This is a genomic window from Proteus sp. MB838 (assembly GCF_054767435.1).
Map to the genome: position 1 here is coordinate 25,775 of NZ_BAABMO010000035.1, position 14,530 is coordinate 40,304.

Sequence of the window (14,530 nt, forward strand, 5' to 3'; positions counted from 1 at the left end):
AGATGAGAAAATACTTATCGCAACTTTGGATTATGTTGCTATTGATGCTAGTCAGTATCAACAGCTTCGCAACAGATCCACTTTGGCAAGTATTGCCGGATAGCATTGAAAAAAGTGAAAGTGATCCACGTGATTATCAGGCTATTAAATTAGCTAATGATATGACCGTATTACTGGTTTCAGATAAAAAAGCGGTCAAATCATTAACCGCCGTTGCTCTGCCTGTCGGTGCATTAGAAGATCCAGATAGCCAACAAGGTCTTGCCCACTATTTAGAACATATGGTGTTAATGGGCTCGACCAAATACCCAAAATCAGGGGATCTGACAGAGTTTTTAAATAAAAATGGTGGCTCTCATAATGCCAGCACAACCACTTACCGCACCGCATTTTATTTAGAAGTTGAAAATAGTGCCATTAATGAAGCAGTTGATCGTTTGGCAGATGCATTAGCGGAGCCATTACTTGATCCTAAATATGCTGATCGTGAACGTAATGCGGTTAATGCGGAATTAACCATGGCTCGCTCCCGCGATGGAATGCGTTTTTGGCAAGTGAGAGCCGAAACTTTGAATCCGGCTCATCCAAGCTCTCGTTTTATGGGAGGAAACTTAGAAACATTAAGTGATAAGCCAGAGAGTAAATTACAAGATGAATTAGTGAAATTCTATCAAACATACTATTCTGGTAACTTAATGAATGGGGTGATTTATAGTAATAAATCACTGGACGAACTCGCTAAATTAGCGGCTGATACTTTTTCCCGTATTCCTAATAAAAACACCCAAGCACCAGTAACGACGGTGCCTGCGATGACAGAAAAAGAAAAAGGGATAATGATCCACTTAGTCCCAGCTCAGCCACAAAAAACCTTACAAATCGAATTTGGTATTGATAATAATCTTGCCGATTTTCGCAGTAAATCAGATGAATATATTGGCTACCTTATTAGCAATCGTAGCACGGGTACACTAGCAACTTGGCTACAAGAGCAAGGATTAGCAGAGAATATTAGTACTTCATCTGAATCCTATATCGATCGCAACCAAGGTTCATTTACCATTTATGTTTTTTTAACAGACAAAGGCCTTGCTGAGAAAGATAAAGTTATTTCAGCGATTTTTTCTTATATTCAACTGATCCAAAATAAAGGGGTCAGTGAGCGCTATTTTAAAGAAATAGCCAATGTGCTTGACCTCTCATTTCGCTATGGCTCTATTGTCAGAGATATGAACTATATTGAAGATATCTCCGATATGATGCTGCGTTATCCGATTAAAAATATTCTTAATGCAGATTTTATTGCCGATGATTATCAACCTTCTGCGATCCTTTCTCGCCTAGGATCTCTTACACCAGAAAATGCGCGTATTTGGGTGATTAGCCCTAATGAGCCTTCAAATAAGCAAGCTTATTTTGTTCATGCACCTTATCAAGTGGATAAAATTACTGCGAAGCAATTAGCTTCATGGCAGGAATTAGCCAGCGACATCTCATTGTCATTACCGACACTAAACCCTTATATTCCTGATAATCTGTCACTTATTGATGCTGATAGTAACATCACTAAGCCTCAATTATTATGGCAAGACAGTCATGCTCGGTTATTCTATATGCCATCGCACTATTTTTCTGATGAGCCGAAAGCCAGTGTGACGTTAAGTTTAGTGAACAAAAATGCAGATCGCACAGTTAAACAGCAAGTTATACAAACATTGACCAATTACCTTGCTGATCTAACCTCTAGTGAACTGGCTTATCAAGCTTCTGTTGCCGGCATGAATATCTCCTCTTCTTCTGGGCGTGGAGTCGATTTCTCAGTCAATGGTTATACTCAACATTTACCAGAGCTAGTAAATGCCACACTAAAAAGCTATATAACGTTTGAAGCTACTCAGCAAGAGCTTGATCAAGCTAAATCTTGGTATCGTGAACAACTGGAAGTGACGCATAACCTTAAAGCGTATGATGCTGCAATGTTACCTGCCCGTCGCCTAAATACGATCCCTTATTATGAAGAAGCCGATAAACTTAAGGCGTTAGAGTCGATAACGTTACAAGATATTAAAGATAATCGTCGTGATGTCATTGAAAATGCAGCGCTTCAAGCATTAATTATCGGTAATTTAACGCCAGAGCAGAGCCGTGAGATAGTTAAATCGGCACAAGCATTATTAGGCAATAAAGGAACAGAATATTGGATTGGCGACACATTAGTTTTTGATAAATTAAATCAAGTTACATTCCAAAATAAATCTAAAAGTACCGATAATGCGCTAGGGGAATTGTTTATCCCTGTTGGCTATGAGCGTCTACAAGGAAAAGCGATTACATCAGTATTATCCTCTATCGTGCATCCTTGGTTCTTTGAACAACTCAGAACAGAAGAGCAATTAGGTTATGCGGTCTTTGCTTTCCAAGCTTCAATGGGCGAGCAGTCCGGTTTAGGCTTTTTACTGCAAAGTAATGCTAAACCACCAGTTTATCTCAATGAGCGTTATCATGCATTTTATCAACAAGCTTATGATCGTTTGAAAAAGCTAAGTGAAGTTGAATTTAATCAATATAAAAAAGCCATTATTGATGAAGTAAAACAACCACCGCAAACATTTTATGAAGAGGTTTCTCTTTATCGTAATGATTTTTATCGTAATAACTTAAAATATGATGGTCGTGAGAAGTTTTTAGCCCAACTGAATAAGGTAACGCTAAAACAAGCAATCGAATTTTATGAAAAAGCGATAATTAAACCGACAGGACTCGTGTTTGTTTCACAAATAATCGGGAAAGAGGGTAACAACGCTGATTATGCGCAAAATAAACAGTGGAAAATCTATTCAACCGTGAGTGAATTACAAAAAACATTACCTGTTGAGGAAATTAAAGAGTGAGTGAAGTGATACAGGCACAGGTATTAGATCCCTATACACTTCCTTTGTATCAAAGACGCCTCATTGAGGCGTCTGCGGGAACAGGGAAAACGTACACTATAGGGTTATTGTATTTACGATTACTGCTTGGATTAGGGGGCGAGTCAGCATTTCATCGCCCCTTAAGTGTTGAAGAGATCTTAGTCGTTACTTTTACCGAAGCGGCAACGGATGAATTACGCGCCCGTATTCGTCAAAATATTCATCAGTTAAGGCTAGCCTGTATCCGTCATCAAGTAGAAAATGACAATAACGCTTACCAAATATTATTAGATCAAATCCCGAATAAAATGGTGGCGGCGCAATGGCTATTAGAAGCTGAGCGTCAAATGGATGAAGCCGCTATTTATACTATTCATGGTTTTTGTCAGCGCATGTTAGCCACTAACGCTTTTGAATCTGGTGTATTGTTTGAACAGGTGTTGATCCAAGATGAATATGAGTTAAAAAAACGTGTCTGCGCTGATTTTTGGCGCAGGCACTGTTATCCCCTTTCTTATGATGTTGCCTATGCGGTAAGCGAAATTTGGTCTGGCCCTGAGCAACTGCTGTATGAAATTCAACCCTATTTACAAGGTGAATGCCCCGAAATTCAAGGTATTGATTTCGACGCTAAAAAAGAGACTGTTGAACAGCGTCATCAAGCAGTCATTGAGGCCATTGATAAAGTTAAAGCACTATGGCGTCATCATTGCAATGAAATTGCAGATTGGATAACTTCATCTGGTGTTGATAAACGCAGTTACAGTAGTCGTTTCTTACCTAAATGGATCGATGAAATCACCGCATGGGCCACTCCACTCGAAACCAAAAGTTATCAGTTACCTGACTGTTTAAGTCGTTTTTCGCAAGCAACCCTACATGAAAAAACTACAAAGGGGGCTGCGCCTGAGCACGCTTTATTTGCGGAAATCGAACTACTTTGCCAACAAAGCTTAACGTTACGTGATGTGATCATTGCCAATGCCATCCCTGAAATACGCCAAGGGATAGAAAATGAAAAAATGCGTCGTGGTGAGTTGGGATTTGATGATCTGTTAACGCGTCTCGATAAGGCATTGCAACGAGAAGGCGGCGAAGCATTAGCAGATGCTATTCGCCAACGTTATCCCGTCGCGATGATTGACGAATTTCAGGATACCGATCCTCAGCAGTATCGTATTTTTGATACTATCTATGGTGAGCATACAGAGAGTGGTTTGCTATTTATTGGTGATCCCAAACAAGCCATTTACGCATTTCGTGGTGCAGATATCTTTACCTATATTCGGGCAAGGCAACAAACCGATCACCACTATACATTGAATACTAACTGGCGCTCGGCTCCGGGTATGGTAAGTGCAGTTAATAAACTGTTTTTACGTTCTAAAACCCCTTTTTTGTTTGATCATATTCCTTTTATTGAGGTCAATTCGGCTGAAAAAAATCAGCATATGAAGTTTATTTACCAGCAAAAAACAGTTGCCCCATTAAATTTTTGGTTAGCTGAAGGTGAAAGCCTTTCAACTGGTAATTATGAACAATTAATGGCCTCGCAATGTGCGATGCAAATTCGTGACTGGTTATCAGCCGGTGACAATCAACAAGCTTGGTTAATCGAACAAGACAATAAAAGCGCTGTTACATCTGCCGATATTGTGGTGCTAGTGCGTAGTCGCCGAGAAGCATTATTGATCAGAGATGCATTAGATCTGTTATCTATCCAATCAGTATTTTTATCCAATAGAGAAAGTGTGTTTGAAACCAATGAAGCCAAAGATCTACTTTGGTTACTACAAGCAGTGGTAACCCCTGAAAAAGAACGGGTGTTAAGAGCGTCTCTTGCCAGTGCACTGTTTGGATTTAACGCACAACAAATTGACGAACTTAATCAAGATGAACAGCGTTGGAACCGCTATGTGGAGCAATTCTCTGATTATTTTGTCTTGTGGCAAAAACGTGGTGTGTTACCTATGCTACGTAAAGTCATGATAGAAAACCAAATCGCTGAGAACTTACTCGCAAGCCAAGCAGGAGAACGACGTTTAACCGATATCATGCATATTGGCGAGTTGCTACAAGAAACATCATTACAGCTTGATAGCGAGCACGCCCTTATTCGTTGGTTAGCCCAGCAAATTTCTCGACCAGATGCACAAGCGGAAAGTCAGCAAATGCGTTTGGAAAGTGATAAAAATCTGGTGCAAATTTGTACCATTCACAAATCTAAAGGATTGGAATATCCCATTGTTTGCCTACCTTTTGCCTGTAATTATCAAGAACAAAAGGGCGCGCTTTATCATGATAGAGATGAATTTTACGCAAAATTAGATATTTTTAATCAACCTGATAGCGTGCGTCTTGCTGATGAAGAGCGACTGGCAGAGGATTTACGCTTGTTGTATGTGGCATTAACTCGGGCGAAATTTTGTTGTTATGTTGGTGTTGCGCCTTTGGTTAAAGGAAATAAACGTAAGTCAGGATTAACTGATTTGCATAAAAATGCGCTGGGATATCTGTTGCAGCATGGGGAAGAGGGTAATAGTGAGCTATTACATCAATCCATTAATCAATTGCTTGATGACAATATAAAAGTGATCACGTTAGGTGATACCTCAACGCATCGATATCAATCTCCACATACAACGGATATTGCTTTAGATGCCGCCATATTTAAGCGAAAAATTAATGATAATTGGCGTATCACCAGTTATTCGGGATTAACGGCACAACACTCTGCACGTGGATATCTATTTGATAGTGCTGATTTGGATGCCTTGGTACAATCTATCGCACCGGGCTTAGATACCGATGCTAAAGGTGAGAAAACAGCGCAACACAGCGATGAACTCTCTATTCATCACTTCCCTCGTGGTGCAGTCGCGGGGACATTTTTACATAGTTTGCTTGAAGAGCTTGATTTTTCACAGCCTATTGATGAAAGTTGGATGCAAGAGCAACTTATTGCCCAAGGTTTTGAGGAAAAATGGACGCCATTGTTGGTGGCTTGGATGGAAACCCTTTTTCACACCCCATTAAATGCGCAAGGCTTATGTTTAGCTGATATTCCTAAGGAGCATCAACTCGATGAGCTACAATTCTATCTGCCTATTGAAAAGGAGATGTCGGCGGCACAGTTAACAGAATTAACCCGTCAATACGATCCTTTATCTGCGCAATGTCCAGCCCTCAATTTTCAGCAAGTGCAAGGCATGCTAAAAGGTTTTATTGACTTAGTATTTTGTTGGGAGGGCAAGTATTATGTGGTTGACTATAAATCTAACTGGCTTGGTGAATCGAGTGAGGATTACACGCAAGAGGCGATGAGCAATGCAATGCGCGATCATCGTTATGATTTACAGTATCAACTCTATACTTTAGCGCTACATCGATTTTTACAACAACGCTTACCTGATTATGATTACCAACGTCATTTTGGTGGGATCTGCTATCTCTTCTTACGTGGCATTGATACTGACTACCCGGGCAATGGCGTCTATACCTATCTACCTGAAGAAAAGTTTGTAGAAGCATTAGATGCGCTATTTAAAGGGGAAGCGCTTGAGGTTAACGGCAGTAAAGTGAACGCGCTGGGTGAGAACAATTCAAATGATTAAATTATTAGAACAAGCAATTGCACAAAACCTATTGCGCCCATTAGATTTACGTTTTGCTCAAATGCTGGTGGCAGATGAAAATCCTATCCTACTGTTTATTTTTGCCTATCTCAGTGCTCAAACAGGGGCGGGTCATGTTTGCTTACCGTTAAATATCATACAACAAGATAAATTGTTTGATGGACGACACACCGAGCTTTCACAAGCCATTTGGCAGAAAATGGCGCAACCATCAGCGAAAGAAATACTGGCAGAGCTTAATCAGAGCGAGTGTGTTAATCAAGGCCATAGTGATCTGCCTTCACCTATTATTCTCGATAACGGATTACTTTATCTACAAAGAATGTGGCGTTATGAAGAGCAAATTGCGCAATTTTTTCGCCAAGAGCAACGGGTGGTTGATATCGATGAAAATCAATTAACAAACGTATTAAATCAACTTTTCCCAAGTGTTAAGACAGATGCTGAAACTAACTGGCAAAAAGTCGCCGCAGCGGTTGCTATTACAAGCCCTATTTCGATTATTTCGGGTGGCCCAGGAACAGGGAAAACCACGACAGTAGCAAAGATTTTAGCTGCTTTTGTCATGCTAACGGCGAATGAAAAACCCATTATTCAACTAGCCGCACCCACGGGAAAAGCGGCAGCTAGATTGACCGAATCATTAGGTAAAGCATTAGCGCAATTGGCACTAAGTGAAGAAGAGTTAAAATGGATGCCCGATCAAGCGCAAACCATTCATCGCTTATTAGGTGCTCAACCGGAAAGTCAGCAAGTTCGTTATCATCGCGATAATCCGCTACAACTTGATATCTTGGTCATAGATGAAGCTTCTATGGTGGATTTACCGATGATGGCGCGTTTAATTGAGGCTTTACCGGAATATTGCCATGTTATTTTTCTGGGAGATAAAGATCAGCTCGCTTCGGTAGAGGCGGGAGCCGTTTTAGGGGATATTTGTCGTTTTGCGGATCAGGGGTTTAGCCAACGCCGTTTTGAGCAGATTGATCGCTTAACACAAGGTGAATTACAGAAAGATCCCGCTTCTATGACGACTTCTACTACGCCAGTTTCGGTGGTCAGTGATTCACTATGTTTACTGCGTAAAAGTTATCGTTTTGGCTCACATTCAGGTATTGGTCAATTAGCTTTTGCGGTTAATCAAGGACAAGTGAAGAGTGCTATGACGTTACTGAAAAAAGCGACAGTAACACAAGAGAGCACTGAGCGAGAAAAACATACCGATCCGCAGGACATCGAATTTATCTCATTAGACACCGATGAGAGCTATATGAAGATGCTTCAAGATGTTGCTAAGACTTATCATCACTATCTATCGTTAGTCGCACAAAAAGCAGCACCAGAGACTATTCTTCATAGCTTTAATCAATATCGTTTATTGTGCGCCTTGCGAGAAGGGCCTTTTGGTGTCACAGGACTAAATGAACGTATTGAGATGCTGTTACATCGCCAACGCTTGATACGACGACCTATAAATAGCTATCAGCGGGAGTATATTGGGCGACCAATTATGATCCAGCGTAATGACAGCACATTGGGGCTATTTAATGGTGATATCGGCATTATGCTTAATAACGATGAAGGGGAAATGAAAGCTTTCTTTCAGTTGCCTGATGGCACATTGAAAGCTATTCAACCTAGTCGTTTACCGCAACATGAGACTGCTTATGTGATGACAGTACATAAATCACAAGGTTCGGAATTTACCCATACGGCACTGGTGTTGCCAACACAATTTTCTCCTATTGTTAGCCGAGAATTACTCTATACGGCGATAACGCGAGCCAAGCAGAAGCTATCACTTTATTCTTCTGAATATATGGTGAAAATGGCGATCCAGACACGTATTCAACGCCGCAGTGGATTAGTTGAAAAACTGCGTTACTGAGTGATTTTTTAATTTAATACGAATTAATATAATTATAGTGAATAGCAAAAGACAGGCTTTGAGAGGGGGAGCCTGTCTTTTTTACTTTATTAATAAAACTACTCTTTATGTAGATCTAAAATTAAGATCTTAGAGCGGCGCTGATAATTATACAGAGCCTGTTTTTCAATAGGTAATTTATCGATTTCAGCAGGCGTAAAGCCTTTTTCTTGGAACCAATGAATACTACGAGTCGTGAGCACAAATAATTTATCTAACCCCATCTGTTTAGCTTGGGTTGATATGCGTTGTAACAACACTTCACCTCGACAAGAGCTACGATAATCAGGATGAACGGCGACACAGGCCATTTCACCTATTTTTTCAGACTGATAAGGATAGAGGGCAGCACAAGCAATGGTGAGATTATCGCGCTCAATAATAGTGAATTGATCAATTTCCATCTCAAGTTGCTCTCTTGAGCGACGCACTAAAATGCCTTGTTGCTCTAATGGACGAATAAGCTCTAATATGCCACCAATATCATTAATATTGGCGCGACGGACTTTCTCGGCACTTTCCATCACAATCTGCGTACCAATACCGTCACGAGAAAATAACTCTTGAACAATGGCACCATCCGCTTGATAGCTTAATAAATGGCTACGCTCAACACCACGACGGCAGGCTGTTACCGCACCTCGTAAAAAACGTACAGTACCTGAGTGATAATCGCCTGTAGTTTGTAATGCTTGAATTCGTTCTTCTGCTTGATTAGGTAAAAGTTCAGACACAATCTGGCCACTTGCATCTACAACCCCTTGCGAAGAGCAAAAGCCAATAAGCTTTTGTGCTTTAAGTTTGATAGCTAGCTGGGTTGCGACCTCTTCAGAGGTTAAATTAAAACTTTCCCCTGTAACAGAGACGGCAACAGGGCCAATTAACACAATGGCATGGTTATCTAACTGACGATGAATGGCCTCTTCATCAATACGGCGAATTTTACCGCTATGGCAATAATCGACCCCATCATCGACACCTAAAGGTTGGGCAATGACAAAATTACCGCTAACCACATTAATATGCGCTCCTTGCAAGGGCGTATTACTTAAACTCATTGATAAACGAGCAGTAATATCGAGTTGTAAGGTACCGGCAGATTGTTTAACTACTTCAAGGGTTTTACTATCAGTAATTCGTGTGTGTTTATGATAGAGCGGAGAAATTTTTTGCTCTTCAAGAGCCACATCGATTTGTGGTCTAGCGCCATAAACCACCACTAACCGTATTCCTAAACTATGCAATAAACCAATATCGTTAATGATAGAGGGAAAGTTCTCATGGGCTATTGCTTCTCCCCCTAGCATAATGACAAATGTTTTACCTCTATGTGCATTAATATACGGAACCGAGTGTCGAAAACCATCGACCAATTCGGTGCTACGCTCTTTCATAAAGCCCCTCTCAAGTGAATTTTTATTCGCATTTAATGTATTTTTATTCTTTTTGAGCGGAAATGGCAAGTAAAATCCGATCTTACTGTTTTAACAGAAGGCAGAATATTTGTATAAAAGTGTGTAATTGTGCTGTTTTTAAGTGACAGTGAAGTGTGGATTCGGTAAAGTTTTTCGTTCAGATATTTTTTGACCGTCTGTTTTAGCACTTTTTGATGTTAATCGTTTTTTTTGGAATATTTTCATGAGTCATTCAGAACATAATCAAACACGTCGTCGTCTTATTAAAGGAATTGGCGCGTTATTGTTATTAAGTGTTAGTCCTGTTGGCTTAGCGGCAACATCATCAGTGGTTGCCGTCAGGGTATGGCCTGCATCGACTTATACACGTGTGACTATCGAATCAAGTAGCCCCTTGAAATATCGCCAGTTTGCGTTATCAGCACCAGATAGAATTGTGGTTGATCTTGAAGGTATCCAACTGAATAGCGTTCTGAAAGGTATGGCTAGTCAAGTGCAAACAAACGATCCTTACTTAAAACTTATTCGTGTCGGTCAAAATACCCCAACTACGGTTCGTTTAGTGTTTGAAATTAAAACCCCCGTTCAGCCACAAATGTTTACTTTAAAACCCGTTGCTGAATTTAAAAATCGCTTAGTGCTCGATTTCTATCCAAGTCATGCGGCGACAAGTGAAGATGATCCGCTATTAGCGCTATTGCGTGAATATAACGAAGGGGATTTACAACAAGCTGTGCCTGAACAAACGGATACGCGTAAGCCCGGAAGAGCAGGACGAGATAGGCCGATTATTATCATGATTGACCCCGGCCATGGTGGTGAAGATCCGGGAGCGATGGGGAAATATAAAACTCGTGAGAAAGACGTTGTACTACAAATTGCCCGTCGCTTAAGAGCTTTGATTGATAAAGATGCCAAAATGAAAGCTTATATGACGCGTAATGAGGATGTGTTTATCCCCTTAAAAGTGCGAGTAGCGAAAGCGCGGAAAATGCAGGCTGATCTCTTTGTCTCTATTCATGCAGATGCATTTACCAATCGCTCGGCTAGAGGCTCTTCTGTTTTCGCGCTATCCAAAACAGGCGCAACAAGTAATACCGCACGTTACCTAGCTCAAACCCAAAATGAAGCGGATTTAATTGGTGGGGTGAGTCGAAGTGGTGATCGCTATGTTGATCACGCAATGCTTGATTTAGTACAGACCGCGACAATTAATGACAGCCTAAAATTTGGTAGTGAGGTATTAAAATTATTAGGTGGCGTGAATAAGCTACATAAAAATAAGGTCGATCAAGCCGGATTTGCGGTTTTAAAAGCCCCTGAGATCCCTTCTATTTTAGTAGAGACGGCTTTTATTAGTAATATTGAAGAAGAGCGAAAGCTCAAAACGGCTAAATTCCAGCAACAAGTTGCTGAATCTATTTTCAAAGGTATTAAAGCCTATTTTGCTAATGGTGGGGAACTGACATTAGCTGATCGAGGCTGATCTCGCTATACAACTACATACAACTACAACTTATTTTTGAGACTTCTAGTGGGAAATAAATAGTTATTTTCTACTAGAGGTAACAACTTATTATTTTTTATCCAATAAGTTAAATCATAACTCAGTAACAGGGAGTATATTGGTTATTGTAAATAGAGTAGGGATTAAGAGAGTATTTAATGGGAATTTGTAGAAAATAAAATTAGGAAAGTATTGGTTGCGGGGGCCGGATTTGAACCAACGACCTTCGGGTTATGAGCCCGACGAGCTACCATGCTGCTCCACCCCGCGTCCGAAAATATTTATAGAAATTGGTTGCGGGAGCCGGATTTGAACCAACGACCTTCGGGTTATGAGCCCGACGAGCTACCAGACTGCTCCATCCCGCGACTGAATCTATAAATTTTAACTTACTGCGTATGTTGTGAATTGGTTGCGGGGGCCGGATTTGAACCAACGACCTTCGGGTTATGAGCCCGACGAGCTACCAAGCTGCTCCACCCCGCGTCTCCACAGAGGGGCACTATACTCAGGATCTGATAACTTGCAAGTTTTTTATGTAATTTTTGCCATTTTCTTTTAAAAACGGTCAGAAATAATACATAGAGGTGTAATTTTAGACAGTTATACTTTAGATAACACACTAAATGGTGAAGCCGATAATTAAAAAAACCGCAACCACTTCTGTATCGATATCTTTCTTGATTTGGCTTTGGTATCTTTCTTGTCATCAACTCTTTTTAAAGTAGGAATATAAGTAAAAAATGGTTACTTGGCGAAAATCGTTGCTTTTGGGGATATTAGCGCTTGCCTTAACAGGCTGCCATCGTCCAACAGATCAGGGGCAACAGTATAAAGATGGTAAGCTTAAGCAAGATCTTATTGAAGTTAACTCGCCAAATACGCAAGGCAAGCCCATTAATGGCTCAGATTACCTTGAACAAGTTAACCAAATAAATCAAACATCTTCACGTCTATACAATAGTAATCAAGATACTTATCAAGCAGTGGAAAATTGGTTACGCTCAGGGGCAGATACGCGTCAATTACGTCAATTTAATATCGCAGCCTTTCAAATGGAAGGGGAAGATAATTATGGGAATGTAAAATTTACCGGATATTATACCCCTGTTTTAGAAGCACGTTTAACGCCACAAGGTGACTTTAAATATCCGCTCTACCGCATGCCAGCCAAAGTGCGTGGTAAATTGCCTTCACGAGCGGCTATCTATAACGGTGCTTTAAGCCCTACTTTAATTGCCGCTTATAGTAATTCCATCATGGATAACTTTATGATGGAAGTGCAAGGCAGTGGCTATGTCGATTATGGTGATGGTAAACCTTTAACCTTCTTTGGTTATGCTGGGAAAAATGGTCATCCTTACCGCAGTATTGGTAAAGTGCTGATTGATAATGGTGAAGTTGAAAAAGAAGCGATGTCAATGTTGGCAATTAGAGAGTGGGCTGATAAGCATAGTGAACAAGAAGTCAGAAAATTATTAGAACAAAACCCCTCTTTCGTTTTCTTTAAACCTGAACCTTTTACGCCAGTAAGAGGGGCAAGTGCTATTCCGCTGATTGCTAAAGCGTCAGTGGCTTCGGATAGAAGTATTATCCCCGCAGGAACTGTATTATTAGCTGAAATCCCTATTTTAGATAATACCGGTAAGTTTACTGGACAATACCAAATGCGTTTAATGGTTGCTTTGGATGTGGGGGGAGCCATTAAAGGACATCATTTCGATATTTATCATGGTATTGGTAAAGAAGCCGGACAAATGGCGGGTTTTTATAATCATTATGGACGTGTATGGGTATTAAAAAAATCGCAACCCACCTTACTGAACCCCATACAGTAAAACGATTGACTATTTATATTGTCATATTAACGGTAAAATGAGCAAACGCCATGGCTATTGATTAACAATAGCCATGATTATTTCTGCTATCTAGGTTGTTATCGCATTATGCAAAATTCATTATCAGACTCCTATCTGCAACGCTTTTCTGGTATTGGCCGTCTTTATGGACAACAAGCGCTGTATTATTTTTCTCAGGCACATATTTGTGTTGTCGGCATTGGTGGCGTTGGTAGCTGGGCTGCAGAAGCCTTAGCTCGCAGTGGGATCGGCGCTATTACGTTAATTGATATGGATGATGTGTGTGTCACCAATACCAATAGACAAATTCATGCGCTAAAAGAGCATGTCGGGCAGCCTAAATGTGAAGTGATGAAGCAGCGAATTTTGCAAATTAATCCTGAATGCAAAGTTACTTGTATTGATGATTTTGTTACGGTTGATAATGTGGCAGAAATGATGCAAAACTCATTTGATTATGTGATTGATGCTATTGATAGTGTTAGACCAAAGGCTGCATTATTAGCTTACTGTCGTCGCTATAAAATTCCTGTTATCACCACTGGTGGCGCAGGCGGACAGATTGATCCAACTCAAATCCAAGTCGTCGATTTAGCGAAAACCATTCAAGATCCATTAGCCGCTAAATTACGTGAGCGTTTAAAATCTGATTTTAATGTTGTGAAAAATAGCAAAGGTAAATTAGGCATAGATTGTGTTTTTTCAACCGAGCAATTAGTCTACCCTCAAGGAGATGGTACGGTGTGTGCGGCCAAAAGTACTGCCGATGGTGTCAAGCGTATGGACTGCTCAGCGGGTTTTGGCGCGGTGACAATGGTTACCGCTTCCTTTGGTTTTATTGCCGTTTCTCATGTATTAAAGAAGATGTTAGCTAAGGCGCAACGTACTCGTCATACTTCAAGTTGTAGCGTTGTTGACCGCATTCATTCGCACTAGTCACATACTGATGTATGCTCCTAGCGACTCATTCACTTGTCGCCTAGCTACACCTTGAATTATTTAGAGTAGTACTCGTGATACTTCAAGTTGTAGCGTTGTTGACTGTGTTTATTCGCACTAATCACATACTGATGTATGCTCCTAGCGACTCATTCACTTGTCGCCTAGCTACACCTTGAATTATTTAGAGTAATACTCGTGATACTTCAAGTTGTCGCGTTGTTGACTGTGTTTATTCGCACTAGTCACATACTGATGTATGCTCCTAGCGACTCATTCACTTGTCGCCTAGCTACACCTTGAATTATTTAGAGTAATACTCGTGATACTTCAAGT

General features: G+C 40.5%; 7 protein-coding genes and 3 tRNA genes. 6 read left to right on the forward strand and 4 right to left on the reverse strand.

Annotated elements, in window-relative coordinates:
- The first annotated feature begins 2 nt into the window (after positions 1-2).
- From ptrA to recD, 3 genes are read left to right on the forward strand one after another with little or no spacing between them, the layout of a single operon-like run.
- Positions 3-2,891 carry a pitrilysin gene (ptrA, locus tag ACYUCW_RS14230; RefSeq protein ID WP_163748514.1) on the forward strand — a complete coding sequence of 963 codons (2,889 nt, stop codon included), beginning with the start codon at positions 3-5 and terminating at the stop codon, positions 2,889-2,891.
- Entirely contained in the window at positions 2,888-6,526 is a 3,639-nt protein-coding gene (gene recB, locus ACYUCW_RS14235) for an exodeoxyribonuclease V subunit beta (protein ID WP_112843584.1), read from the forward strand. The genes ptrA and recB overlap by 4 nt, the downstream gene beginning before the upstream one ends.
- Positions 6,519-8,435: an exodeoxyribonuclease V subunit alpha gene (gene recD / locus ACYUCW_RS14240; RefSeq protein WP_460408852.1), complete on the forward strand. Its 1,917-nt coding sequence runs from the start codon at positions 6,519-6,521 to the stop codon at positions 8,433-8,435. Before recB ends, recD begins: the two co-directional genes overlap by 8 nt.
- Before the next feature lie 98 nt (positions 8,436-8,533).
- Here the strand turns inward: recD and argA are convergent, their stop codons facing one another.
- Positions 8,534-9,868, reverse strand: a complete 1,335-nt coding sequence (argA, locus tag ACYUCW_RS14245) for an amino-acid N-acetyltransferase (protein ID WP_004249500.1) — start codon at positions 9,866-9,868, stop codon at positions 8,534-8,536.
- Between the two features lie 244 nt (positions 9,869-10,112).
- On the opposite strand from argA, the gene amiC reads away from it, so the two are divergent.
- Complete coding sequence (gene amiC, locus ACYUCW_RS14250; protein ID WP_049217023.1) at positions 10,113-11,375, forward strand: N-acetylmuramoyl-L-alanine amidase AmiC; 1,263 nt, start codon at positions 10,113-10,115, stop codon at positions 11,373-11,375.
- Positions 11,376-11,589: 214 nt separating this feature from the next.
- On the opposite strand, the gene ACYUCW_RS14255 is transcribed toward amiC, so the two are convergent.
- The 3 genes from ACYUCW_RS14255 to ACYUCW_RS14265 all read right to left on the reverse strand — a co-directional run bounded on the left by ACYUCW_RS14255 (position 11,590) and on the right by ACYUCW_RS14265 (position 11,882).
- Positions 11,590-11,666, reverse strand: a tRNA-Met gene (locus tag ACYUCW_RS14255).
- 21 nt (positions 11,667-11,687) lie between these two features.
- Positions 11,688-11,764 (reverse strand) — tRNA-Met (locus tag ACYUCW_RS14260).
- 41 nt (positions 11,765-11,805) lie between these two features.
- Positions 11,806-11,882 (reverse strand) — tRNA-Met (locus tag ACYUCW_RS14265).
- A gap of 257 nt (positions 11,883-12,139) precedes the next feature.
- Here ACYUCW_RS14265 and mltA point away from each other — a divergent pair.
- Both mltA and tcdA read left to right on the forward strand, forming a co-directional pair.
- Positions 12,140-13,234: a murein transglycosylase A gene (gene mltA / locus ACYUCW_RS14270; protein WP_017628579.1), complete on the forward strand. Its 1,095-nt coding sequence runs from the start codon at positions 12,140-12,142 to the stop codon at positions 13,232-13,234.
- Positions 13,235-13,342: 108 nt separating this feature from the next.
- A complete protein-coding gene (tcdA, locus tag ACYUCW_RS14275; RefSeq protein WP_004245501.1) occupies positions 13,343-14,191 on the forward strand; it encodes a tRNA cyclic N6-threonylcarbamoyladenosine(37) synthase TcdA in 849 nt (282 codons plus the stop codon).
- Positions 14,192-14,530: the final 339 nt, after the last annotated feature.